21 protein-coding genes and 1 other annotated feature are annotated in these 22,240 nt (G+C 55.0%); of the genes, 8 read left to right on the top strand and 13 right to left on the bottom strand.

Going from position 1 to position 22,240, the window contains the following annotated elements; genetic code table 11:
• The first annotated feature begins 67 nt into the window (after nt 1-67).
• From ACRQV7_RS04580 to ACRQV7_RS04560, 5 genes are read left to right on the top strand one after another with little or no spacing between them, the layout of a single operon-like run.
• On the top strand, nt 68-1,141 hold the full coding sequence (locus tag ACRQV7_RS04580; RefSeq protein ID WP_275712928.1) for a D-alanine--D-alanine ligase family protein: 1,074 nt from the start codon (nt 68-70) through the stop codon (nt 1,139-1,141).
• 27 nt (nt 1,142-1,168) lie between these two features.
• Nucleotides 1,169-1,981, top strand: coding sequence for a glutamate racemase (murI, locus tag ACRQV7_RS04575; RefSeq protein ID WP_444659637.1), 813 nt, complete (start codon nt 1,169-1,171; stop codon nt 1,979-1,981).
• A gap of 37 nt (nt 1,982-2,018) precedes the next feature.
• The gene (locus ACRQV7_RS04570) at nt 2,019-2,483 is read left to right on the top strand and encodes a DUF1934 domain-containing protein (protein WP_275712931.1); all 465 of its coding nucleotides are present in this window, start codon (nt 2,019-2,021) and stop codon (nt 2,481-2,483) included.
• Nucleotides 2,452-4,146, top strand: a complete 1,695-nt coding sequence (gene argS, locus ACRQV7_RS04565) for an arginine--tRNA ligase (protein ID WP_444659636.1) — start codon at nt 2,452-2,454, stop codon at nt 4,144-4,146. Before ACRQV7_RS04570 ends, argS begins: the two co-directional genes overlap by 32 nt.
• Nucleotides 4,147-4,180: 34 nt before the next feature.
• Nucleotides 4,181-5,410, top strand: coding sequence for a homocysteine S-methyltransferase family protein (locus tag ACRQV7_RS04560; RefSeq protein ID WP_275712935.1), 1,230 nt, complete (start codon nt 4,181-4,183; stop codon nt 5,408-5,410).
• Between the two features lie 51 nt (nt 5,411-5,461).
• Here ACRQV7_RS04560 and ACRQV7_RS04555 read toward each other — a convergent pair whose 3' ends face one another.
• Complete coding sequence (locus ACRQV7_RS04555; protein ID WP_275712937.1) at nt 5,462-5,695, bottom strand: hypothetical protein; 234 nt, start codon at nt 5,693-5,695, stop codon at nt 5,462-5,464.
• Between the two features lie 18 nt (nt 5,696-5,713).
• Nucleotides 5,714-6,565, bottom strand: a complete 852-nt coding sequence (gene rsmA / locus ACRQV7_RS04550) for a 16S rRNA (adenine(1518)-N(6)/adenine(1519)-N(6))-dimethyltransferase RsmA (RefSeq protein WP_275712939.1) — start codon at nt 6,563-6,565, stop codon at nt 5,714-5,716.
• 233 nt (nt 6,566-6,798) lie between these two features.
• On the opposite strand from rsmA, the gene ACRQV7_RS04545 reads away from it, so the two are divergent.
• Nucleotides 6,799-7,287: a deoxycytidylate deaminase gene (locus tag ACRQV7_RS04545; RefSeq protein WP_275712940.1), complete on the top strand. Its 489-nt coding sequence runs from the start codon at nt 6,799-6,801 to the stop codon at nt 7,285-7,287.
• Nucleotides 7,288-7,328: 41 nt separating this feature from the next.
• On the opposite strand, the gene ACRQV7_RS04540 is transcribed toward ACRQV7_RS04545, so the two are convergent.
• From ACRQV7_RS04540 to ACRQV7_RS04520, 5 genes are all read right to left on the bottom strand, one after another.
• A complete protein-coding gene (locus ACRQV7_RS04540) occupies nt 7,329-7,649 on the bottom strand; it encodes an AzlD domain-containing protein (RefSeq protein WP_275712941.1) in 321 nt (106 codons plus the stop codon).
• Nucleotides 7,646-8,371 carry an AzlC family ABC transporter permease gene (locus tag ACRQV7_RS04535; protein WP_444659635.1) on the bottom strand — a complete coding sequence of 242 codons (726 nt, stop codon included), beginning with the start codon at nt 8,369-8,371 and terminating at the stop codon, nt 7,646-7,648. The genes ACRQV7_RS04540 and ACRQV7_RS04535 overlap by 4 nt, the downstream gene beginning before the upstream one ends.
• 75 nt (nt 8,372-8,446) lie before the next feature.
• Nucleotides 8,447-9,520 (bottom strand): 3-isopropylmalate dehydrogenase, encoded by a 1,074-nt coding sequence (gene leuB / locus ACRQV7_RS04530; RefSeq protein WP_444659634.1) that lies wholly within the window; start codon nt 9,518-9,520, stop codon nt 8,447-8,449.
• Between the two features lie 13 nt (nt 9,521-9,533).
• The gene (gene leuA, locus ACRQV7_RS04525) at nt 9,534-11,234 is read right to left on the bottom strand and encodes a 2-isopropylmalate synthase (protein ID WP_444660210.1); all 1,701 of its coding nucleotides are present in this window, start codon (nt 11,232-11,234) and stop codon (nt 9,534-9,536) included.
• A 75-nt stretch (nt 11,235-11,309) separates the two neighbouring features.
• Nucleotides 11,310-11,552, bottom strand: a binding site (T-box leader).
• 56 nt (nt 11,553-11,608) lie between these two features.
• Nucleotides 11,609-12,313: a histidine phosphatase family protein gene (locus tag ACRQV7_RS04520; protein WP_444659633.1), complete on the bottom strand. Its 705-nt coding sequence runs from the start codon at nt 12,311-12,313 to the stop codon at nt 11,609-11,611.
• A gap of 173 nt (nt 12,314-12,486) precedes the next feature.
• Between ACRQV7_RS04520 and ACRQV7_RS04515 the strand changes: the two genes are divergently transcribed.
• On the top strand, nt 12,487-13,191 hold the full coding sequence (locus ACRQV7_RS04515; RefSeq protein WP_444659632.1) for a helix-turn-helix domain-containing protein: 705 nt from the start codon (nt 12,487-12,489) through the stop codon (nt 13,189-13,191).
• Nucleotides 13,192-13,258: 67 nt separating this feature from the next.
• On the opposite strand, the gene ACRQV7_RS04510 is transcribed toward ACRQV7_RS04515, so the two are convergent.
• Genes ACRQV7_RS04510 through glgB form a run of 6 tightly spaced genes read right to left on the bottom strand, consistent with a single transcriptional unit; the run spans nt 13,259 to nt 20,811 of the window.
• Entirely contained in the window at nt 13,259-13,666 is a 408-nt protein-coding gene (locus tag ACRQV7_RS04510; RefSeq protein WP_275712951.1) for a hypothetical protein, read from the bottom strand.
• 29 nt (nt 13,667-13,695) lie between these two features.
• Nucleotides 13,696-14,958 (bottom strand): glycoside hydrolase family 3 N-terminal domain-containing protein, encoded by a 1,263-nt coding sequence (locus ACRQV7_RS04505; RefSeq protein ID WP_444659631.1) that lies wholly within the window; start codon nt 14,956-14,958, stop codon nt 13,696-13,698.
• A 50-nt stretch (nt 14,959-15,008) separates the two neighbouring features.
• Nucleotides 15,009-16,442, bottom strand: a complete 1,434-nt coding sequence (glgA, locus tag ACRQV7_RS04500) for a glycogen synthase GlgA (protein WP_444659630.1) — start codon at nt 16,440-16,442, stop codon at nt 15,009-15,011.
• A gap of 34 nt (nt 16,443-16,476) precedes the next feature.
• The gene (gene glgD, locus ACRQV7_RS04495; protein ID WP_444659629.1) at nt 16,477-17,592 is read right to left on the bottom strand and encodes a glucose-1-phosphate adenylyltransferase subunit GlgD; all 1,116 of its coding nucleotides are present in this window, start codon (nt 17,590-17,592) and stop codon (nt 16,477-16,479) included.
• Nucleotides 17,592-18,815: a glucose-1-phosphate adenylyltransferase gene (locus ACRQV7_RS04490; RefSeq protein ID WP_275712957.1), complete on the bottom strand. Its 1,224-nt coding sequence runs from the start codon at nt 18,813-18,815 to the stop codon at nt 17,592-17,594. Before ACRQV7_RS04490 ends, glgD begins: the two co-directional genes overlap by 1 nt.
• 25 nt (nt 18,816-18,840) lie before the next feature.
• Nucleotides 18,841-20,811, bottom strand: a complete 1,971-nt coding sequence (gene glgB, locus ACRQV7_RS04485; protein ID WP_444659628.1) for a 1,4-alpha-glucan branching protein GlgB — start codon at nt 20,809-20,811, stop codon at nt 18,841-18,843.
• A 573-nt stretch (nt 20,812-21,384) separates the two neighbouring features.
• On the opposite strand from glgB, the gene ACRQV7_RS04480 reads away from it, so the two are divergent.
• On the top strand, nt 21,385-22,212 hold the full coding sequence (locus ACRQV7_RS04480; RefSeq protein ID WP_444659627.1) for a PRD domain-containing protein: 828 nt from the start codon (nt 21,385-21,387) through the stop codon (nt 22,210-22,212).
• Nucleotides 22,213-22,240: the final 28 nt, after the last annotated feature.

The following is a 22,240-nucleotide window of genomic DNA, read 5'->3' as shown; positions in this document are numbered from 1 at the left end:
ATATGTATTTGTAGGATTATATATTATGATATAAATTAGGAAAAGAGCAGAGCTTTGGAGGATAATTATGAATAAAAAGAGGATCGCCGTCATTTTCGGCGGCAGCTCATCCGAACACGAAGTATCTTGCATTTCTGCGGCATCGGTCATCAACAACCTGCCGAAAGAGAAATATGAAATCGTCTGTCTGGGCATTACGAAGGACGGACGCTGGTATCTGTTCAGCGGCTCCCCGGAGGAAATCGCCGACGGGCGCTGGGAGCGCGACCCGCTCAACCAACCCGCGTTTATCGCCCCCGACAGAAGCATCCGCGGAATCGTGGTAGACGGGAAAATGGGGTTTGACGTGATCAAGGTGGACTGCGTGTTCCCCGTCCTGCACGGCAAAAACGGAGAGGACGGCACCATACAGGGGCTTCTGCAGCTGAGCGGGATTCCGTTCGTCGGCTGCCGCGCGCTTGCTTCCGCCGTGTGCATGGATAAGGCGGTCACCCACACGCTGCTGACCGCGGCGGGCATCCATCAGGCAAAATATCTTTGGTTCTATACGGACAAATACAAAACCGGCGCCGAGAAAATCAAGCGGAAGATCGACGCAAGGCTTGGATATCCCATCTTCGTGAAACCGGCAAACGCGGGTTCCTCCGTGGGAGTCAGCAAGGTAAGCAGCGAGGCCGGGCTTGACGAAGCGGTGAAAAAAGCGGCGCGCGAGGACGACAAGATTGTTGTGGAAGAGGCCATTGTGGGCCAGGAGGTCGAGTGCGCGGTACTGGGCAACGCGGAGCCGGAGGCTTCCGTTGTCGGTGAAATCGCGGCTTCCGCTGAATTTTACGACTACGACGACAAATATAAATCCGGAACATCCCAGCTCTATATCCCCGCGCATCTCGACGAGGCGGTGATGGAAGAAATCCGTTCCACCGCCCGCAGGGCTTACTATATGCTGGGCTGCACCGGCCTTTCCCGCGTGGACTTTTTCGTACGAGACGGCAAAGAGGTCATTCTGAACGAACTGAACACCCTGCCGGGCTTCACTTCCATCAGCATGTACCCGAAGCTGTGGGAGGCTTCCGGCGTCCCTTACGGCGAGCTGCTCGACAGGCTGGTGTCTCTTTCCTTTGAAATCCGGACACAATATTAATAAATCATTTTGGAGCGATGGAATAGAATGGACAACAGACCGATCGGCGTCTTTGACTCCGGGCTGGGCGGGCTGACCGCCGTAAAAGAGCTCTTGCACATCATGCCGCACGAAAACATTATTTATTTCGGCGACACCGGCCGTGTTCCCTACGGATCGCGAAGCCGCGAAACGATTATGAAATACGCCGGACAGGATATGGCGTTTCTGGAATCCAAAAATGTGAAAATGATTGTCGCCGCATGCGGCACCGTCAGTTCGGTTGCACCCGGAATCGGCGAAAAGCTGACCCTTCCCTACACCGGCGTGCTGAAACCGGCCGCGGCCGCGGCCGGGAAAGCCACCAGAAATGGGAAGGTCGGCGTCATCGCCACCACGGCGACCATCCGCAGCGGTTCGTACCGCCGCGGGCTTGCGGCCATCAACCCCGAAATCGAAGTTTTCGACCGCGACTGCCCGTTGTTCGTCCCGCTGGTGGAAAGCGGGTGGATCGCCGAAGACGAGCAGGTTACGCGCCTGGTCGCGCAGCGCTACCTGACCCCGCTGAGGGAAGCCGGAATCGACACCCTGATTATGGGCTGTACGCATTATCCGATTATCCGGCATATCATTTCCGAAGTCATGGGCAGCGGCGTGACCCTGATAGACAGCGGACGGGAAACCGCCGCTTACTGCTCCGCCCTGCTGAGGAAACAGGGGCTTCTCTGCGACAGAAGCGCGGACGGCGACTGCTCGTTCTACGTCAGCGACCGGATGGAAGGCTTTTCCCAGATCGCGGGTATCTTTCTCGGGAAAGATATCAAACGCGAGGTCAGCCATGTGGATATTGATCTCTATTAATTTGAAATGAACCGAATAAATTGCAAGGAGTAAACAAATGCTGGAAAATTACCTGATTTCCATTAAAGGCCGGCAGAAAATAGACAACGAAACCGGCGAAGTCGAACTGACCACCCTTGGTTCGTATGTAAAAAAGGGCAACAGCCAATATATCGTGTATAAGGAATACGACGCGGACAACAACAACGCGGTGCAAACCTCCGTTCTGAAGGTGGACGGCAGCTCAAAAGTAACCCTGATGCGCGGCGGAACCGACAGCACCCGCCTGATTCTGGAAAGCGGGAAGCGGCACCTCTGCCAGTACGACACGGGCTTTGGAAATATGATGGTGGGTGTTTTCACCAGCAGGGTAAAATCCAGTCTCGGAGAATTGGGCGGAAATCTGGAAGTCAACTATACGCTGGATATCAATTCCAATTTATCGAGCTTAAACGAACTCTTCATTACGGTCAAGGAGGCAAATAAAAAAGATGTCAAAAATAGTGTTGCAGGCGACCAGTGAACTGAAAAGCGCCATTCTCCGCGCGGTGGAAAAGGCACAGGCCGCCGGCGGTCTGCCCCAGGGGGAAACGCCCCCTTTTTCCATTGAGGTGCCCGCCGACCGCAGCCACGGCGACTGGGCGACCAACGCGGCCATGGTGTCCGCCAAGGCGTTTCGTTTGGCCCCGAGGAAAATCGCGCAGCTGATCACGGAGCATATCGCGCTGGACGGCACATTTTTTGACCGTTTTGAAATCGCGGGTCCCGGATTTATCAATTTCTTTCTGAATCAGCGCTTTTATTCGGAGGTTCTGAAGGATATTACGCAGAGCGGCGCTTCTTACGGCCGCAGCGATTTTGGCAAAAAGGAAAAAATCATGGTCGAGTTCGTTTCCGCGAATCCGACCGGCCCCATGCATATGGGCAATGCGCGCGGCGGCGCGCTGGGCGACTGCCTTGCGGCGGTTCTCGACGCCGCCGGCTACGACGTATGGCGCGAATTCTACGTAAACGACGCGGGAAACCAGATCGAAAAATTCGGCGCTTCCCTTGCCGCGCGCTACCTGCAGCTTTTTCAGGGCGAGGACGCCGTCGAATTTCCGGAGGACGGATACCACGGAGACGACATCCGCGAAAGGGCCGCCGAATTCGCGAAAGAGCACGGCGACAGCTATGTTGGCGCCGGCCCCGAGGAGCTGAAAAAGGCTCTGGTGGATTTTGCGCTTCCGAAAAATATCGCCAGGATGCAGGCCGACCTGAAAAAATATGGGATCGTTTACGACGAGTGGTTCCTGGAAAGCCGCCTGCACAACGACGGCGAGCTGGAGGAAACGATCCGGATTCTAAAGGAAAAGGGCCTGACCTACGATAAGGACGGCGCCCTCTGGTACCGCGCGACGAATTTCGGCGCGGAAAAGGACGAGGTTCTGGTCCGGCAGAACGGAAATCCAACCTATTTCGCGGCGGATATCGCCTATCATAGAAACAAATTCGCAAAACGCGGCTTTGACCGCTGCATCGACGTCTGGGGCGCCGACCACCACGGCCATGTGGCGAGAATGAAGGGCGCCATGGACGCGGTCGGGCTGGACGGAAGCAAGCTGAACGTCGTGCTGATTCAGCTGGTAAGACTCGTAAAGGGCGGGGAAGTCGTGCGCATGAGCAAGCGTACCGGCAAAGCGATTCAGCTGGCCGATCTGCTCGACGAGGTGCCGGTGGACGCCGCAAGGTTCTATTTCAACATGAGGGAAGCCAATTCCCAGATGGATTTCGACCTTGATCTGGCCGTTCAGCAGGACGCGCAGAACCCGGTTTATTACGTGCAGTACGCCAGGGCGAGAATCTGCAGTATCTTCAAGGCGCTCGCCGCCGAGGGAATCCTCCCGCGCGGCTGCACCGACGAGGAGCTCGCGCTTTTGACCGAACCCGAGGAAATTGAGCTGATCCGGCATCTTTCCTCCTTCACCGGGGAAATTGTGGCGGCGGCGCAGGACTACGATCCCGCCAGAATCACCCGGTACGTCATTACGCTGGCTACGCTCTTCCATAAATTCTATAACGCATGCCGTGTAAAAGGCGAAAACGAAGGTCTGACCGCCGCCAGGATGTACCTGTGCGGCGCGGTTTCCACTGTGATCTGCAACGTGCTTTCCATGTTTAAGATTTCGGCGCCGGAGAGCATGTAAGCAGGCTGAACATGTTAGGAGCAATGAAGAACAAATGAGTTTCCCTTTTCATCTTCCCCTGCTGCTGGATGGCGCTACGGCCACGAATCTGGCCGCCGCCGGAATGCCGGGCGGCGTTTGTGTGGAAAAATGGATTCTGGAAAATCCCGAAAGGCTCACAAAGCTGCAAAGCGGCTTTATCGAAGCGGGCGCACAGGCGGTCTATGCGCCGACCTTTGGCGCAAACCGGGCCTGCCTGAGCAGCTACGGTCTGGAAGCGGAAGTCGCGGACATCAATCAGAAGCTGGTAACGCTTTCCCAAAGCGTTGCGAAGCCCGCCGGGTTGCTGGTGGGCGGGAACGTCTGCCCCACCGGCCTGTTCGTACCGCCGTTCGGCGAATCGGATTTTGACGACATCTATGACATTTACCGCGAACAGATCCGTGCGCTGGACGACGCGGGGGTCGATTTTATCGCGATCGAAACGCAGACCTCGCTCGCCGACATGCGCGCGGCGGTGCTTGCCGCCAGAACGACCAATCTGCCGGTTTTCGTGACCATCACCGTGGATGAAAGCGGACACACCCTCACGGGAGGAAGTCTTCTGCCCGCGGTGATCACCCTTCAGGCCATGGGGGCGGACGCCATCGGCCTGAACTGCTCCTTTGGGCCGGAGCACATGCTGGAGCATGTGGAACAGGTTGCCCCGCATATCAGCGTTCCGATCATCGCCAAGCCGAGCACCGGGGTACCTATGTGGAATTCTCCGGAAAACAGCGGAAACCTCTCCCCTGATGAATTCGCCGCCCGGATGCGCAGGCTGATGGATGCGGGAGCGAGGATTGTCGGGGGCTGCTGCGGCTGTACCATGGAGCATCTGAAAGCATTGGCGCAGGTGGCAAAGGAGTTCGGCCCGCCGGAAATTCCGGAAGAACCGGACTGCTACGCCGCCGCAAATGAACGGGAAGCGTTTTTTCTGGGGGACGACATCGTATTCAGCGAACCGATCGCCTGTACCAGCTCGCTCGGCGAAGACCTGATCGATCTGGACGACGAGCAGGTTACCGCGGCGTTAGTGATGGTCAGCAGTCTGGACGACGCGATGCTGCTGAGCGAAAACAGCACGATGACGCGCCTGCCCATTGCCGTGTACTGTGACAGCCTGCCGGTGCTCGACGCGGCGCTCCGGTATTTTCAGGGCCGGCTGATCGTCGATTCTGCCTGCCCGATTGAAACCGACCTGATCGAGCCGCTCGCGGCGAAATACGGCGCGATTGTTTATTAAAAATATCAGAAAACCGGAAGCGCAACGCTTCCGGTTTTTTATCTTGAAATTTTATTTTTCATGCGCCTCTGTGTCATGAGGCTCTTCCGGCGGCGGTTCGTCTTCCTCATCGGGCTCGTTCCAGCTGCAGAAAGCAAGATACATTCCGGCCAGCGCGACAAAACAGGCCACGGAAGCACAGGCGAGCGCCCATCCGGTAATTTCAAACGGACCGAGCACCATGGAAATCAGCGTCAATACGATGCCGGCTTCAAAAAACAGAACCGCAAGTTTTCCGTCGCTCATAAAAAGCCCTCCCTTATTTTACAAAAATACTTCGTTGGACAGCGCCGCGAGCTGCTCCATGGAAAGCTGTTCCGCGCGCGCGTTCGGGACAATTCCCGCCCTTTCCAGCGCCGCGACTACCACTGCCCTGTCCAGCGAAAGCCCGGCGGCGACGGAATTGAGCACCGTTTTGCGCCGCTGGCCGAAAGCCGCCTTGACAAGGGCAAAAAAGTCCTTTTCCCTGTTGATTTTTACCGGCGGCTCTTTGCGGATTTTCAGATGGATGACCGCCGAATCGACGTTTGGCGGCGGAAAAAAGTTGTCCCGGTTCACTTCAAAAAGGACCTCCGGCTCGGCAAAGTAACGCACCGCCGCGCTCACCGCGCCGCAGGAACGGGTTCCCGGCAGGGCGCAGAGGCGTTCCGCCGCTTCCTTCTGCACCATGACCGTCACGGAGCGGATCGGCAGCCGTTCTTCCAGAAGCCGCATAATGACCGGCGAAGTGATATAGTAAGGCAAATTGGCGCAAACGGCCGTTTCCCCGACGGGGAACTCGGTTTCGATCAGCTTCCTGAGATCGGCCTTTAAAATATCTTCATTCACGATTTTGATATTGCGGTACCCGGAAAGCGTGTCGTCCAGAACCGGCAGCAGTCTTTTGTCCAGCTCTACGGAAACCACCTTGTCCGCCCGCTTGGCGAGCTCCGCGGTCAGCACCCCCACGCCCGGCCCGATTTCCAGCACGCCGACTCCCTTTTGCGCGCCGCACTCGGCCGCCATGCGCGGGCAAATTTCCGGGTTGATCAGAAAATTCTGCCCCAGCGATTTGGAAAAGTGGAAGCCGTGACGCGCCAGTATATTTTTAATGACTCTGATATCCGATAAATCCATTTCCTGTCCCCATATCTTTTTTGCTTACTCTTTTATTTCTTGATTATATCATACAAATTCCCACATTTCCATTGATTATCTGTCGAAAATACAATATGATAGGATTACTATAACATTTCCAGTTGATTCTGCAACAAGGTTGCGTTCCTCCCCCGCCTTCGGCGGGGGAGGAACGTGTTTTGGTTCGCAAACTGAAATGGAATTGCTATCATAAAGGACTGGGAGGCATGAAAATGAACCGTACGGACAAAGAAAATTATTACCTTGATATTGCTGAAACCGTGTCGGAGCGCGGTACCTGTCTGCGCCGGAATTTCGGCGCGATTATCGTCCAGCATGACGAGATCGTATCGTCCGGATACACGGGGGCGCCCCGCGGCCGCCGCAACTGTATCGATACCGGCGTCTGTGTGCGCGAAACGCTGGGGGTTCCGCGCGGGGAACGCTACGAGCTTTGCCGCTCCGTCCATGCGGAGGCCAACGCCATTATCAGCGCCTCCCGCCGCGATATGATCGGCAGCACGCTGTATCTGGTGGGAAAGGACGCCAAGACGGGCGGATACGTGGAAAACGCTTCCCCCTGTTCCATGTGCAAAAGGCTGATTATCAATGCCGGAATCACGCGCGTGGTTGCGCGGAACACGAAAAACACCTTCTCCTCCGTTTATGTGCAGGAATGGGTGGACAACGACGAATCCCTGAGCGGAAAATTCGGATACTGATACTATAATAAAATGCCGCTGCAATGTCGCAGCGGCATTTTTTATGTAAAGAAGTTCATGATCTGTTCCACAACAAAAACAACGGCGGTGGAGCCAAGCGCAACGGTAAGAAGGCCTTTTCCCTTATACGCAAGGACGAGGGCCGCAGCAAGGCCGAACACCGCGGAATACGGATTCCCCGTGGAGTACAGAATTTCGGGGAAGGTCATGGCCGCAAGCACGGCGTAAGGCACATAAGCCAGAAACGACCGGATAAAACGGTTGTGAATCTTCTTCCTGAAGATCGCCAGCGGAAGCATGCGGATGATATAGGTGACCAGCGCCATCAGAAAGGTACAGATCAAAATTCTCGGGTAATTCATTCCTGCACCTCCGGGTCGTCCACAGGGTAGCGCAGCGCGGCATAGGCCGACGCGATCACCGCGCAGAGGATGATGACCCATCCGCCGGAAATCCGGTTCAGGAAGGGCGTCCACCGGAAAAGGCAGCTTAAAACCACCGCGATGGCGATGGCCAAGGCAATGGGGCGCGTATGCTTTGCGGGCGGAATGATAATGGCGATGAACATCCCGTAGATCGCGATGCCCAGCGCGGTGCGGACGCTGACCGGCAGCAGGCCGGTGGCGGTGCCGCCGAGCAGGGTCCCCAGCGTCCAGCCGGTGTAAGGAGTCAGAATCAGCCCCAGAAGATACCGCGCGCCGACACTTCCGTCCTGCTTCATGGCGACGGCGAAAATTTCATCGGTTACGCCGAAGGAAAGGACCAGCCGCTGCAAAGAGGTCATGGCACCGTCCACTTTTTGGGAAAGGGAAAGGGACATCAGCATATAGCGGATGTTGATGACAAAAGTGGTTACGACAAGCTCTATGTAATGCCCGCCCGACAAAATCAGCTCGGTCCCGGCAAACTGCCCCGCGCTGGTCATGTTGCTCATGGTAATCAGCATCACCGCCCAAAGCGGCAGCCCGCCCTGCGTCGCCATCATCCCAAACGTGAAGGAAACGCTGATATACCCCAGGCAGATCGGCAGTCCGTCTTTCAGGCCCTTTTTAAATGTCAAAGCCTCTGTTCCGTGCATTTCCATGCTCCCATACGATAACAATTTTTAGAAAAACCAAAGGAATTCTTTCCGCCGTTGACATAGGAGAGAATCTCTTATTTACAGCAGCCCGCAGACCAGATCGCCCATTTCCTCACAGGTGACCTGCCGCATCCCTTCCGTATAGATGTCCGGCGTACGGGCCGTTTTCAGCACTTCGGATACGGCGTCCTCGATTGCCTGCGCCGCCTGCGGTTCGTCCAGCGAATAGCGAAGCATCATTGCGGCGGAAAGAATGGTCGCCAGCGGGTTGGCCTTTCCCGTCCCGGCAATGTCCGGCGCGGAGCCGTGGATGGGCTCATACAGGCCGGATTTTCCTTCGCTCAGGCTGGCGGAGGCCAGCATCCCGATGGAGCCGCTGATCATGGACGCTTCGTCGGAAAGGATATCGCCGAAGATGTTGGAGGTGACGATCACATCGAACTGTTTCGGGTCTCGGACAAGCTGCATGGCGCAGTTGTCCACATACAGATTGGACAGTTCTATATCAGGATACTCTTCTTTCCCGATTCTTTCAACCGTTGCGCGCCACAATCTGGAGGATTCCAGCACGTTGGCCTTGTCTACGCTGCAAAGCCTGCCGCCGCGCTTCTGCGCCATGCGGAAGGCCACGCGCGCAATACGCTCAATTTCCGGAACGGAGTACATTTCGGTGTCGTACGCGGCCTCGAAGCCATTGACCGTCCTGCGGCCCCGCTCGCCGAAATAAATGCCCCCGGTCAGCTCCCGCACCACCATGATATCCAGATCGTCGCCGATGATCTCCGCTTTCAGGGGGGATGCCCCGCGCAGCTGTTCAAAAATCCTGGCGGGGCGCAGATTGGCGAAAAGCCCAAGCGCGCCGCGAATGCCCAGCAAGCCCGCCTCCGGCCTCAGATTGCCTGGCACCGTGTCCCATTTGGGGCCGCCGACCGCGCCGAGCAGCGTGGAATCGGCGGCTTTGCATTTTTCAATCGTTTCCGGCGGAAGCGGCACCCCGGCCGCGTCGATCGCACAGCCGCCCAGAAGCGCTTCGTTATAGGAAACGGTAAATCCGAACCGGCCGGCGGCGCGGTTCAACACCTTCACGGCCTGGGTTACGATCTCCGGGCCGATCCCGTCGCCTTTCAGCAGGACGATTTGATAGCTTTTCATTGTGGTTCCCCCTTTAAGATTCTTTTACGGCGGCATTCTTTGTGCGGTTGATCGCGCAGATGATGCCTTTGATGGAAGCAAGGCTGATATTGTTGTCGACGCCTACGCCGAAGGCCGGGCTGCCGTCCGGCGCGGTCAGCTGAATATAGGAAACCGCCTTGCTGTCCGCGCCGCTGGAAATGGCGTGCTCACGGTAGGAAACGAACTGGTAGTCGGTGATGCCGACGGATTTGAGCGCGTTAAAGAATGCGCTGACGGGCCCGTTTCCGCTGGCGCTGATGGCATGGTCCTCGTGCCGGAATCGGATCACTCCGTCGAAATGGACCTGTGTGTCCCCGCTGATATCGTTTTCCTCGTAAAGCTTATACTGCTTGAGATTGTACGGGGCATTGACTTCGAGAAATTCCCTGCGGAAAATGCCGAAAATCTCATCGGGCTGAAGCTCGCGGCCCGCTTCGTCGCAGGCGGCCTTGACCATCGTACCGAATTCGGGATGCATCGCTTTGGGCAGCTCGTAGCCGAAGCTCTGCTGCATCACAAACGCGGCGCCGCCCTTGCCGGACTGGCTGTTGATGCGGATGATCGGCTCGTACTCGCGGCCGACGTCGGCGGGGTCGATCGGCAGATACGGCACTTCCCAGTAGCCGCCGCCGTTTTTCGCCATATACTCGACGCCCTTTTTGATCGCGTCCTGATGGGAGCCGGAAAACGCCGTGAACACCAGATCGCCCACATAGGGATGGCGTTCGTGGATCTTCATCTTGGTGCATTTTTCAAAGACCTCCTGAACGGCGCGCATGTTGGAGAAATCGAGTCCGGGGTCCACTCCCTGGGAGTACATGTTCATGGCGACCACCATCACATCCGCGTTCCCGGTGCGTTCTCCGTTGCCGAAAAGGGTGCCCTCCACCCTTTCCGCGCCCGCCATCAGGCCCAGCTCGGTCGCCGCCGTGGCGGTGCCGCGGTCGTTGTGAGGGTGCAGACTGATAACGACACTTTCGCGGTTTTTCAGATGCCGGCAGAAATATTCGATCTGGTCGGCGTAGCAGTTCGGGGTGCTCATCTCGACCGTATTGGGCAGGTTCAGAATCAGCCTGTTCTCCGGCGTGGAGCCGAGCACCTCCATCACCTTTTCGCAGATCAGCACGGAATTGTCGATCTCGGTCCCCGAGAAGCTTTCCGGGGAATATTCATAGCGGATATTCGCGCCGCTTTTCGCGATTTCCTCGTCGGTGAGTTTCTTGATCAGCTTTGCGCCCTCCACGGCAATCTCGATAACACCCTGCATGTCGGTGCGGAAAACCACCTTGCGCTGCAAAGTGGAGGTGGAATTATAAAAATGGACGATAACGTTCTTCGCGCCCTTGATCGCTTCAAAGGTCTTATAAATCAAATGCGGCCTTGCCTGGACCAGCACCTGGATGGTCACGTCGTCCGGAATCCGGTTTTGCTCAATCAGCGCGCGGAGGATTTCGTACTCCGTCTTCGACGCGGCCGGAAACCCGATTTCAATCTCCTTGAACCCGACATCCACAAGGGTCTGGAAATACAGCAGCTTTTCCTCAAGATTCATCGGGTCAATCAGGGCCTGATTGCCGTCCCGCATATCCACGCTGCACCAGACCGGCGCTTTCGTAATGACTTTGTCGGGCCATTGGCGGTCCGGCAGGCTGATCGGCTGAAACGGAATATACTTTTTGCAGCCTTCAAACATCATCCAACACTCCTTTGTCAATTGATCAGTTGATCGGTGAAATAAATAAAAAAAGCCCCGAACACAGAATTCTGTGTTCGGGGCGAATAAACAAATCCGCGGTACCACCCAAATTCGGCTCCGCAAAGCGGAAACCCTCGGCAAACCTCTAACAAGGCTCCGGCCTTTAACGCTGCCACTGCGTCCGCTTCTCCGTTTTCACATCGAAGACGGCGGCTCCGGGATGAGCTATACACATAGGCCTCCGCGCCGGCTCGCACCAACCGCCGGTTCTCTGCAATGCTTCTGCCGATGTCTTTTTCCCTTCATCGCTTTTGCATATTAAATTATTTACTATTATATTTTATGCGGGTCCCTTTGTCAAGGATTAAATTTTATTCCTGCTCCTTTTTTCCAAACGCGCGGTCGGCAGCCTCGCGCGCAAGGTCGATGACCAGCCGCTCGCTGTTCTGCTCGGATTTTTTCCGCGGGGGAATCGTTTCGTATACCTCGGCTACCATGGAACGCATCCACAGGCCCGGCGTAATCCGCAGGGAATACCCGCAGCCGTTGCTGGTCATCCAGTCGTAAAAATTGGCGCGCGGCAAGCCGTAGGCGGAAAGGATACACATTATACTGCCCCCGTGGGCGACCAACGCGGCGCTGCTCGTTCCGGAACGCATCATTTCCTGTACGATCGACTCAAACGCGGAGCAGACCCGCTGCATGAAAACGCCGCCGGATTCCCCGTTCGGAGGGGTCACGATCTCTCCGCTCCCCACCCAATGAGTAAAGCTTTCATCCTCCGCCGCAATTTCCTTCGCGGTTTTTCCCTCCCAGTCGCCGAAATCGCATTCGCGCAGGCCGTCGACCACCGTCGGCTGCGCGCCGGGGTAGAGGATCTGCAGGGTCTGCAGGCAGCGCTGAAGCGGGCTGCAGTAGAACACCTGAGCGGGCGGATAGGAGCTGTGCCGTTTCAGGTCCTCAAGCTGCGCGATCCCCTCCGGGGCAAGGGGCAAATCGGTACGCCCCACATACTGGCCCAGAAGATTTCCCGCCGTAATTCCGTGACGGATTAAATGGATAGTGTAAGATTTCATTTTTCGGCTCCTTAAGATTTTTCTGACTTTGGTCTTGACAAACGCAAAATTCCCAGATACATGTAGGCGCAGAGCGAAAAGACACGATATATAGCGGCTTTACAAAGCGTTATATTTGTTATATACTTTACAAGGCGTTAATTTTTCCATATTTCGACACAGGGGATAGTTCAATGAATAGCAGTTTCCCAAGAATTATTACTTTGCTGCGTAAAGAACGCGGATTAAGCCAGAAAAAGGCGGCCGAGGAACTGGATGTTTCTCAGGCCCTGCTTTCGCACTACGAAAAGGGAATCCGTGAATGCGGGCTGGACTTTGTGGTAAAGGCCGCTGATTTTTATGACGTTTCCTGCGATTATCTCCTCGGAAGGACTCCGCACCGCAGCGGGGCCACCATTAAGGTGGACGATATTCCGGAGCCGGACGCCATCGGCAAGGAGAATATTCTGAAAGGCAGCCTGCTGCCCGTTTTGAACAAAAAACTGCTTGCGAATTCAATGAATATTATTTTCAGCACGCTGCAAAAGTGCCAAAACAAGTCGCTGACCTCGGAAGTGTCGGCATACCTCAATATTTCCGTTTACAGGAGCTTCCGGCTTCTGTATTCCGCCAACCCGAAAAATCCGCAGGGCCTTTTTTCAGTTCCGCAGAAGCTGAGTGACGGGCGTTCCGGCGCGGCGATGGAAATCGCGTATTCCAACGCGGCCTGTCTGGCGAGCGGGGAAAACGCTGACGGGATGGAAGGGCTGGGAAAAACCAATCTGCCCGTGCTTTCACCGGAAAAAATCTCCGAAGAGTACCCGCTGTTTTCCAGCTCGCTGTTTAATCTGATTCAAAATGCCGAAGCGCTGATGGGCGCGAAAAAGCCCGTTAAATAAATTATATCATATCCGACTGAAATTGCAACCGGCCCGCCAGGCATTGGCGGGCCGGTTTTTTGTATTTCTACTTCTTCCGGGCTTCCTTTATTCCTTTGAAGGTAAGGGTAGCGTAGCCCTTTCTCATATACGGCAGATTAAAGACCGCACCGGGCTGCTTTGCGCCCTCCAGCACGGTCCGGCACAAAAGCTCGTAGATTTTGCTCTTGTAATAAACGTCATAATCGCCCGAAACCCATACGCGCACCGTATAGTCGATAAAAACGAGGCCCTTTTCCATCAGGCTTTTCAGCGCGGCGGAACGCGCCTTGACCGTCTCCATGGAATCCTCTTCGTCGGTAATCCTCACATAATTGAGCGCAATGGAAACCAGTTCCTCATTTTCGGAATTGTGCAGCTCCAAACGCACAATCGGATATCTTTGTGAATCCCTGATCTCCGTCAGGATATTTTTTTCTTCTTCCGTTAAGTTCAATTGATCAGATCCTTCCGTAATACTCTCTTTTATATTATACCCATTTTATACTTCCATGCAAGGATACGGAGCACACTTTCGTCAAGCCGCTGTTCGCTGACGGTCCCGTCCTGCACCGCGGCGTACAGCGCGTTGAAATCCCGCGCCATGTCGGAGGACAGCACAATATCGTTTCCCGCTGTAAAGGCGGCGATGGAAGGGCTTTTCCCCGCTGTAAAATCGGTGATGGCGCCCATGGAAAGGTCGTCGGTCATAATGACGCCCGTAAAACCCAATTCCCTGCGCAGGATCTCGTGCACCTTCGGCGAAAGCGAGGACGGACGGGACGGATCCATGCAGTTCACGATATTGTGCGAAACCATTACGCACTGCGCGCCCGCGTCGATTCCCGCCTGAAATGGAACAAAGTCCTGTTTCTGGAACACGCTGTAACCACGCTTGTCGTAGGCAATCCCGGTGTGGGTGTCCCGATTGTTGCCGTAGCCGGGGAAATGCTTGAGCGTACAGGACAGGTTCTGGCTGTTGTACGCACTGACCGATACCCTGACAAAGTCCGCCGTTTTGGAGGCGTTTTTGCCGAACGTCCTGCTGTAAATAAAATCGGAAGGATCGGTGGAAACATCACATACGGGCGCGAGGTTCAGATTCAGTCCGAGCTTTTTCAGAAGCTGGGCCTTCTGCACGGTATCGTCATAAATCCCGTTCAGGCCGGAAAGCCGGAACACCTGCTGCGGGGACCGGAACACAGTTTTCCTGAGCGCCGGATACTTGCTGATGCGGACGACCGTGCCTCCCTCCTCGTCCGTGCAGAGAATCATCCCGACTTTGCTTGCGTCCTGATAGGATTTGAGCGTAGCCTGCACCTGCGCCGTGGTTTTACCGCTGAAATCCGAAGCCATCAGGCAGTACCCGCCCGGCTGATAGTCGGCGGCGGCTTTGGCCGCTCCCGTCTGGGGGCAGCGGAAAACAAACACCTGCCCAACCTTTTCCTTCAGGCTCATGAACATAAGCTTCTTTTGGGCGGGCACGCCGTAATCGGCGAAAATCCCGTCAAGCGGCGACACGGCCGGGCTGCTTGACGCCGGAACGGCCGAGCTGCCCGTGGCCGGGTTTGACGGGCCGGAGGGTTCCCCCGCGGAACCGGCCGCAGAGGAGACCTTTTCCCCGGACGAAGCACCCGGCAGAAAAGGATTTCCCTGTGTGTAAACCCAAAACACTGCAGCGAGAGCCAGAACGACTCCCGCTGCTGTAAAAAGGATTTTCCTGTTCTTTTGATATCCTGTCTGTTTCATCTTTGTTCCCCATCAGTCCGACCCGCCGATGCCGGCAGCCAGCGGAGCGGTCAGGATTGATTTTCTTTCATCAGTTCCCGGTACAGGCGAATGTATTCGTTTGCGGAACGTCCCCAGCTGAAATCGCATTTCATGGCGCGTTCCACCAGAATGCTCCATCCCTCCGGATTGGCGTAGCCTTCCAGCGCGCGGTTGATTGCGCACCGCATATCGCCGGAGTCATAGGTCTGGAAGGTAAAGCCGTTGCCTTCCCCGTCGCCGCTGTCCCTGATGGAATCCTTCAGCCCACCCGTTTCGCGGACGACCGGGACGGAACCGTAGCGCAGGGCAATCATCTGAGCAAGCCCGCAGGGCTCGCTCCTGCTCGGCATCAGGAAGATATCGGAGCCGGCGTAAATCTTGCGCGAAAGCTCGGGTATGAAACCGAAGCAGGCGCAGAGCCTGCCGGGGTACTGGTTCTGCATTTCCCGGAAGAAATTCTCGTATTCCCAGTCGCCGGAGCCCAGAATCACAAACTGCGTGTTCGTTTCCCGCATCAGCTGGTCGAGCGCTTCCTTGACAAGGTCCAGCCCTTTGTGGGAAACCATCCGTGTCACCATGCCGATGAGCGGCGTATTCGGCTCCTGATTCAGGTCGAGCCTTTCCTGCAGCTTTCTCTTGTTCTCCGCCTTGCCGGAAGGGTCCTCCGCCGAATAGGGGGCGTAGAGCTCCGGATCGTTGGCCGGGTCGTAGCTGACCGTGTCGATCCCGTTCAGGATGCCGGAAATCTTCCATTCGCGCGCCTTTAAAATACTGTCGAGGCCGTGGGAAAACCACGGATCGAGGATTTCCCGCGCATAGGTCGGGCTGACCGTGGTGACGCGGTTGGCGCTCTCGATCGCGCCTTTGAGCATATTGATGCAGTCGTCGTACTCCAGAACCGGCATATCCGATTTGGGAATTCCCAGCACGTCCTCCACCAGCTCCTTGCCGTATTTGCCCTGATACTGAATATTGTGGATCGTCAGAATCGTTTTTATGCCCTTGTACCAGTCATTATTTGCATAAAAGATGCTGAAATAGATCGGTATCAGCGCCGACTGCCAGTCGTTGCAGTGAATGATGTCGGGTCTGAAATCAATATACGGAAGCATTTCAAGAGCCGCGCGCGACAGGAACGCAAAGCGCTCCGCGTCGTCGTAATGGCCGTACAGGCCGTGGCGCTTAAAATAGTACTGGTTGTCAATCAGATAGTAGATCACCCCGCCGGCCTTTGCCTCAAACACGCCGCAGTACTGGCGTCGCCAGGCGACCGGCACGGAAAGGCTCGTGATAAATTTCATGTTTTCCCGCAGCTCCTGCGGAATATCCTCGTAAAGCGGCATCACCACGCGGCAGCCGATCAGCCGGAGCCGGAGCGCCTGCGGCAGGGAACCCGCCACCTCCCCCAGCCCGCCGGTGGCTGCAAAGGGTCTTGCTTCACTGGTGCAGTATAATACTTTCATTTTTAAGCCTCCCTAACTGAAATGTCGGTTCCGATCAGACCACGCTGCCCTTGCTGATAAAAACGGGATAGGACTGGAAGCCGAGGAGCGAACGGTCGTTTTTAATGACGACGTCCTTATCCATGACGACATAGTTGAGCCTGCAGTTCGGGCCGATGACGCTGTCCTGCATGACCACGCAGTTTTCGAGCTTTGTCCCCTTGCCGACGCGGACGCCGCGGAACAGCACGCAGTTTTCCACCGTGCCGTCGATCACGCAGCCGTCGGCAATCAGGGAATTGGTGACAATGGAGCCCAGCCCGTAACGCGCGGGCATATCGTCGCGCACCTTCGTGAAAATCGGCCGGTCGGCGTTGAACAGCTCCGACCGTACCTTCGGCAGCATCAGGGACATGTTGGCGTCGAAGTAGGAATTCATGGAACAGATCGTCTGGGTAAAGCCCTTGAATTCATAGGCGAAAACCCTGTAATTGGAAATATTGCGCTGGAGAAAGTCGCGCTTGAAATTATACAGGTTGCGGCTGACGCAGTCCGCGACGATCTTCATCAGGGTTTCGCGCTTCATCAGCAGCATGCTCAGGCCATAGTTGCACTCGCCGTCGGCGCGCGGGTTGATAAGCATGTCGCGTACGCGGTTGTCCGGGTCGATGGTGTAGACCGTGGGGTCGCAGATTTTTTCCGGCAGCTTCCCCGAACGGTAAACGACCGTAATATCCGCGTTATGCTTGAGGTGGGAGGACATCACGTCGGTAAAATCGATATTGCAGACTACGTCGCTGTCGGAGACGATCACAAATTCTTCCCTTGAATTGGAAAGGAAAGTACTGATGGAGGAAAGGGATTCTATCCGGCTGTTGGACACGCTGCACTCCCCGCTGAACGGTGGCAGAATAAACAGCCCCTCCCTTTTGCGGGATAAGTCCCACGCCTTTCCGGAACCGAGATGATCCATCAGGGACTGGTAGTTGCTCTTGGTAATCACGCCGACTTTGTTGATTCCCGAATTCACCATGTTGGAAAGCGGGAAATCAATCAGGCGGTATCTGCCGCCGAACGGCACCGAACCCATGGTCCGTTTTTCGGTCAGCTCCCGGACCCGCTCCTCATGCACATTTGAAAAAATCAGTCCAAGCACATTGTTCCCGCGCATTATTTTTCCGCCTCCCCTGCCAGCGTGTCGGCGTCGATCATCGCTTTCGGCGGCACGGTAGTGCCGGGGGCAATGACACAGCCGTCACCCACGACGGCGACACCCCACTCATCCTTGTTTTCAATGTCCTCCGGCCGCGCGCCCACAACGGCGCCCTTGCCGATCACGGCGTTTTCGGATACGATCGCGTACTGGACAATGGCGTTTTCCTCCACCCGGGAACCCGGCATGATGATGGAGTCCTTCACCACCGCGCCCGGAGCGATGTAGACGCCCGCAAACAGCACGGCAAAGTCGATTTCACCGTACACGTTGCAGCCCTCCGCGACAAGCGAATTCTGCACCGTCGCACCGCTGGCGACATAGTGCGGGGGCATGACAGGGTTGCGGGAATAGATTTTCCAGTTTTCCTCGCTCAGGTCGAGGGGAATTTTCGGGTTCAGCAGATCCATGTTGGATTCCCACAGGCTGTCGATCGTCCCGACGTCCTTCCAGTAGCCCTCAAAGCGGTACGCGAACATCCGCTCGCCGGCGTTCAGCATGGCGGGCAGAACGTCTTTTCCGAAGTCGTTGGAGGATTTCGGGTTTGCCTCGTCCGCCTCCAGGTATTTGCGCAGCTTGCTCCAGGTAAACACATAAATGCCCATGGAGGCCTGATTGCTCTTCGGCACCTTCGGCTTTTCGTCGAACTGGTAGATCGAAGCGTCCTCACGCGTGTTGAGGATGCCGAACCGGGACGCCTCCTCCAGAGGGACCTCAATGACGGCAATGGTGCAGTCGGCTTCCTTTTCCTTGTGGTAGGCGACCATTTTCGAATAATCCATCTTATAAATATGATCGCCGGAAAGCACCACGACGTATTCGGGATGATATCGCTCTATGTAAGGGATATTCTGATAGATCGCGTTCGCCGTACCCTTGTACCAGTCCGATTTTCTGCCGCGCTGGTAAGGGGGAAGAACGCGCACCCCGGCGTTGATGCTGTCCAGATCCCACGGCTGGCCGCTTCCGATATATTCGTTCAGCACAAGCGGCTGGTACTGCGTCAGCACGCCCACCGTTTCGATTCCGGAGTTTACGCAGTTGGAAAGCGGAAAATCAATAATGCGGTATTTGCCCCCGTAGGGCACCGCCGGTTTTGCAAGGTATTTTGTCAGTACGCCCAGCCTGCTGCCCTGACCGCCGGCAAGCAGCATGGCGACTACCTCTTGTTTTGGCAACATTTTATGCTCCTCCCTGGTTATGATTTTATTTTTTTTCTGCTTTGCGTGTCGTTTTTATTTTTTGTGTAAGCGCCTCGGGTTTTGCGGTTTTTCTTGCCTTGCGGCGGCATTTCAGAAAGAGAACCGAAAGCGGGGGAAGCGTCAGCTCAACGGACTGCTCGAACCCGTGCATCGGTTTTGCGCTGGAATGGATGCTGCTGCCGTTCGTGATTCCGCTCCCGCCGAATTCAGCCCGGTCGGAAGAGAAGATTTCCGTATAGATTCCTTCAAACGGCACCCCGACGGAATAGGGGGTGCGCTCTACGGGCAGGAAATTACAGACGGCAATCACCTCATTTCCCGACTTGTCAATGCGGCGGAACGCGATGACGCTCTGGGTGTAATCGTCGTTGGAAATCCATGAGAAGCCTTCCCAGGAAAAATCGACCTCCCACAAGGCCGCGGTTTCCAGATAGAAATGGTTCAGGCTTTTGAAGAAATCGTTCAGCACCTGATGCTCGGGCTTGTTCAGCAGAAGCCAGTCGAGGCCCTGCTCGTAATTCCATTCGTTGCGCTGGCCGAACTCGGTCCCCATAAAGATCAGCTTTTTCCCGGGATGCGCCATCATATAGCACATAAACGCCCGCACGCCCGCGAATTTCTGCGCTTCGTCACCCGGCATTTTTTCAATCAGGGACCGCTTCCCATAAACGACCTCATCATGGGAAATCGGCAGAATAAAGTTTTCCGAAAACGCATAAAAGAACGAAAAGGTTATATTGTCGTGATTGAATTTGCGGTAGACCGGGTCAAGCGACATATAATGAAGCATGTCGTTCATCCATCCCATATTCCATTTGTAATTGAAACCCAGCCCTCCGCAGTACGTCGGCTTGGATACCATCGGCCAGGAGGTGGATTCCTCCGCGATCATCATCACGTCCGGGAAAAGGCCGAACACGGACTCGTTCAGCTTCTGAAGAAAAGCGACCGCCTCCAGATTTTCCTTGCCGCCGTTCTTGTTCGGAATCCATTCCCCGTCCTTACGGCTGTAATCAAGATACAGCATGGATGCGACCGCGTCAACGCGGATTCCGTCGATGTGATACTTTTCGAGCCAGAACACCGCACTGGAAATCAGGAAGCTGATTACCTCGCTGCGCCCGTAATCGAAAACCAGCGTCCCCCACTCCTTGTGCTCGCCCTTGCGAGGGTCGCCGTACTCGTAGCAGGGCGTACCGTCGAACCGGGCCAGGCCGGACTCGTCCTTGGGGAAATGGGCCGGCACCCAGTCCATGATCACACCGATTCCCGCCCTGTGGCACTTTTCCACAAAGCTCATAAATTCCTTTGGCTCCCCGTACCGCGACGTCGGGGCGAAATATCCCGTGACCTGGTACCCCCAGGAGCCGTCGAACGGATGCTCCGTAATCGGCATCAGCTCGATATGCGTATAACCCATGCTTTTTACATAGGGAACCAGTTCGTCGGCAAGCTTATCGTAGGAAAACGCGTTGCCGTCCGGATATTTTCTCCAGGAGCCGACGTGGAGCTCGTAAATATTCACCGGCTGGCCGTAATGCTTTTTCACCGCCTTATGCTTCATCCACGCGGTATCGTTCCAGTTGTAGCCCTCAATATCATAGTATTTGGAGGCGTTGCCCGGACGCGTTTCAAAATGATAGGCATAGGGGTCGCTTTTGAAGGTCTGTTTTCCGTCGGCGCCGGTCACACAGAATTTGTAGGCCTGATACTGCCGCATGACAAACGGCAGGAAGCACTCCCAGACGCCGTCGCTGATTTTTTCCATGGGATAATCCCCCGGCTGCCAGTCGTTGAAGTCCCCGGCTACGGAAATCCCCGCGGCATTCGGCGCCCAAACACGGCAGACCATGCCCTCTTTTCCGTCTTTTTCTGCTTTATGTACTCCCAGAAATTCATAAGCTTTTATGTTGGTCCCCTGATGGAACAAATAAAGCGGCAGATTTCCGTTATTTGATGCAGTTTCCTTTTGCATTTTAAACAGCTCCCTTCTGGGTTTCATCGTTCCTTTTATGCTTGAATTTATCATATCACAATTTCCCAAAATATCAATACTTTAGTAAATTATTTGTAATAAACATGTTATAAATTTAATAATTTTAGTTATTTTGTTATAAAACTACCTTGTTTTCAGCTGTAACAACGAAAGAAGCTGACGGACTGCCGGCCTGCATTTTCCGAACGGTTTTTCCGGTAAATGATTGTGCATAAGAATTAAAAATTGCTTAAGAAAATAGTCATATTCAACAATGAATATGGAATTGAGAATAAAATTTATGTATTTAATTTAAATTTTATATTGACAAATCCTTCGTGATCGGTATAATAGAAGTTGTTAAAAGAATATTAAGAGTGTGTAACTGATTCGATCAGGCATAAACTTTCATGGAATTTTAAATTTCATGGCAGTTTATGCCTTTTATTTTTCTGTGAGAATTCTGACGAAATCGGCCCGCGGCTCCTCCTCCCACTCGGCGTATACAGACCTGCCGCCGTCCGCCCGGAGCGGGCCGCCGTTTCAATCAAAATTCAAGTTGAGGGGATGTAAATGAATTACAGGGTAGCTAAGGTTTTAAACAGCAACGCGGTCCTTGCCCGGGACGAAGAAGAAAATCAGGTTGTCCTCATGAGCAAAGGAATCGGCTTCGGCAAAAGGGCAGGAGAAAAAATTCAGGACGATGCGGAGGACCGGAAAATATTTTATATCCATGACGACAGCGTCAATTCCGCAAAATTGAAACAGATCGACTCCCAGGTCCGGCAGGTGGAGGAGGTCACCAGAGAAATTGTAGAGGTGGCGCGCGAAAGGCTTCACATTGACAACAGCAAGCTTTACGGCGCCTTACTGGATCATATCACCTTCGCGGTAGAGTGCTTACATATGGGTTTGCCGATCGACAATCCGTTCTGCGGCGAGATCGCGATCCTTTACAGCAGGGAATACGAAATCGCACAGATCGCGGCCGAAATCATCAAGGAGCGGATCGGCGTGGAAATCGGGGACGGCGAGACAGGCTTTATTGCGCTCCACCTCTACTCCGCCAGGAAGAACCGGCACATCCGTTCCGCCATGAAAAGCACCCGCGTCTACAGCGAAATACTCATCATGGTGGAAAACGCCATCGACAAAAGGCTTGACAACACCCACGCGCCCGCGAAAAGCTTTCTGCTTTCCCTGCACTGTCTGGTTACGCTGACCGTCAACCGCAATCCGATCGTCATGAAGCTCAACCAGCAGGTCAAGCTGAGCATGCTCGATTCCTACCGAACGGCGCTGCAGGTCGCGAAAATGATTTACGAGGAGATGGACGTCCAGCTCAGCGAGGACGCGATCGCTTTTATCGCGGTCGATATTGAAAAGGTGAAACAGTTGTGACCGATTCGAGGGAACTCGATTCAAAATA

Origin of the sequence: Caproiciproducens lactatisolvens, assembly GCF_052443335.1 — a bacterium.
GTDB lineage: Bacteria > Bacillota > Clostridia > Oscillospirales > Acutalibacteraceae > Caproiciproducens.
The sequence above is the reverse complement of the archived record's forward strand: the minus strand, read 5'-3'. Positions and strand labels throughout refer to the sequence as shown.

What these genes read in the sequence shown, in the direction of transcription:
- ACRQV7_RS04580 (WP_275712928.1), top strand. Translation starts at nt 68, where the DNA reads ATGAATAAAAAGAGGATCGCCGTCATTTTCGGCGGCAGCTCATCCGAA.
- murI (WP_444659637.1), top strand. Translation starts at nt 1,169, where the DNA reads ATGGACAACAGACCGATCGGCGTCTTTGACTCCGGGCTGGGCGGGCTG.
- ACRQV7_RS04570 (WP_275712931.1), top strand. Translation starts at nt 2,019, where the DNA reads ATGCTGGAAAATTACCTGATTTCCATTAAAGGCCGGCAGAAAATAGAC.
- argS (WP_444659636.1), top strand. Translation starts at nt 2,452, where the DNA reads ATGTCAAAAATAGTGTTGCAGGCGACCAGTGAACTGAAAAGCGCCATT.
- ACRQV7_RS04560 (WP_275712935.1), top strand. Translation starts at nt 4,181, where the DNA reads ATGAGTTTCCCTTTTCATCTTCCCCTGCTGCTGGATGGCGCTACGGCC.
- ACRQV7_RS04555 (WP_275712937.1), bottom strand. Translation starts at nt 5,695, where the DNA reads ATGAGCGACGGAAAACTTGCGGTTCTGTTTTTTGAAGCCGGCATCGTA.
- rsmA (WP_275712939.1), bottom strand. Translation starts at nt 6,565, where the DNA reads ATGGATTTATCGGATATCAGAGTCATTAAAAATATACTGGCGCGTCAC.
- ACRQV7_RS04545 (WP_275712940.1), top strand. Translation starts at nt 6,799, where the DNA reads ATGAACCGTACGGACAAAGAAAATTATTACCTTGATATTGCTGAAACC.
- ACRQV7_RS04540 (WP_275712941.1), bottom strand. Translation starts at nt 7,649, where the DNA reads ATGAATTACCCGAGAATTTTGATCTGTACCTTTCTGATGGCGCTGGTC.
- ACRQV7_RS04535 (WP_444659635.1), bottom strand. Translation starts at nt 8,371, where the DNA reads ATGGAAATGCACGGAACAGAGGCTTTGACATTTAAAAAGGGCCTGAAA.
- leuB (WP_444659634.1), bottom strand. Translation starts at nt 9,520, where the DNA reads ATGAAAAGCTATCAAATCGTCCTGCTGAAAGGCGACGGGATCGGCCCG.
- leuA (WP_444660210.1), bottom strand. Translation starts at nt 11,234, where the DNA reads ATGTTTGAAGGCTGCAAAAAGTATATTCCGTTTCAGCCGATCAGCCTG.
- ACRQV7_RS04520 (WP_444659633.1), bottom strand. Translation starts at nt 12,313, where the DNA reads ATGAAATCTTACACTATCCATTTAATCCGTCACGGAATTACGGCGGGA.
- ACRQV7_RS04515 (WP_444659632.1), top strand. Translation starts at nt 12,487, where the DNA reads ATGAATAGCAGTTTCCCAAGAATTATTACTTTGCTGCGTAAAGAACGC.
- ACRQV7_RS04505 (WP_444659631.1), bottom strand. Translation starts at nt 14,958, where the DNA reads ATGAAACAGACAGGATATCAAAAGAACAGGAAAATCCTTTTTACAGCA.
- glgA (WP_444659630.1), bottom strand. Translation starts at nt 16,442, where the DNA reads ATGAAAGTATTATACTGCACCAGTGAAGCAAGACCCTTTGCAGCCACC.
- glgD (WP_444659629.1), bottom strand. Translation starts at nt 17,592, where the DNA reads ATGCGCGGGAACAATGTGCTTGGACTGATTTTTTCAAATGTGCATGAG.
- ACRQV7_RS04490 (WP_275712957.1), bottom strand. Translation starts at nt 18,815, where the DNA reads ATGTTGCCAAAACAAGAGGTAGTCGCCATGCTGCTTGCCGGCGGTCAG.
- glgB (WP_444659628.1), bottom strand. Translation starts at nt 20,811, where the DNA reads ATGCAAAAGGAAACTGCATCAAATAACGGAAATCTGCCGCTTTATTTG.
- ACRQV7_RS04480 (WP_444659627.1), top strand. Translation starts at nt 21,385, where the DNA reads ATGAATTACAGGGTAGCTAAGGTTTTAAACAGCAACGCGGTCCTTGCC.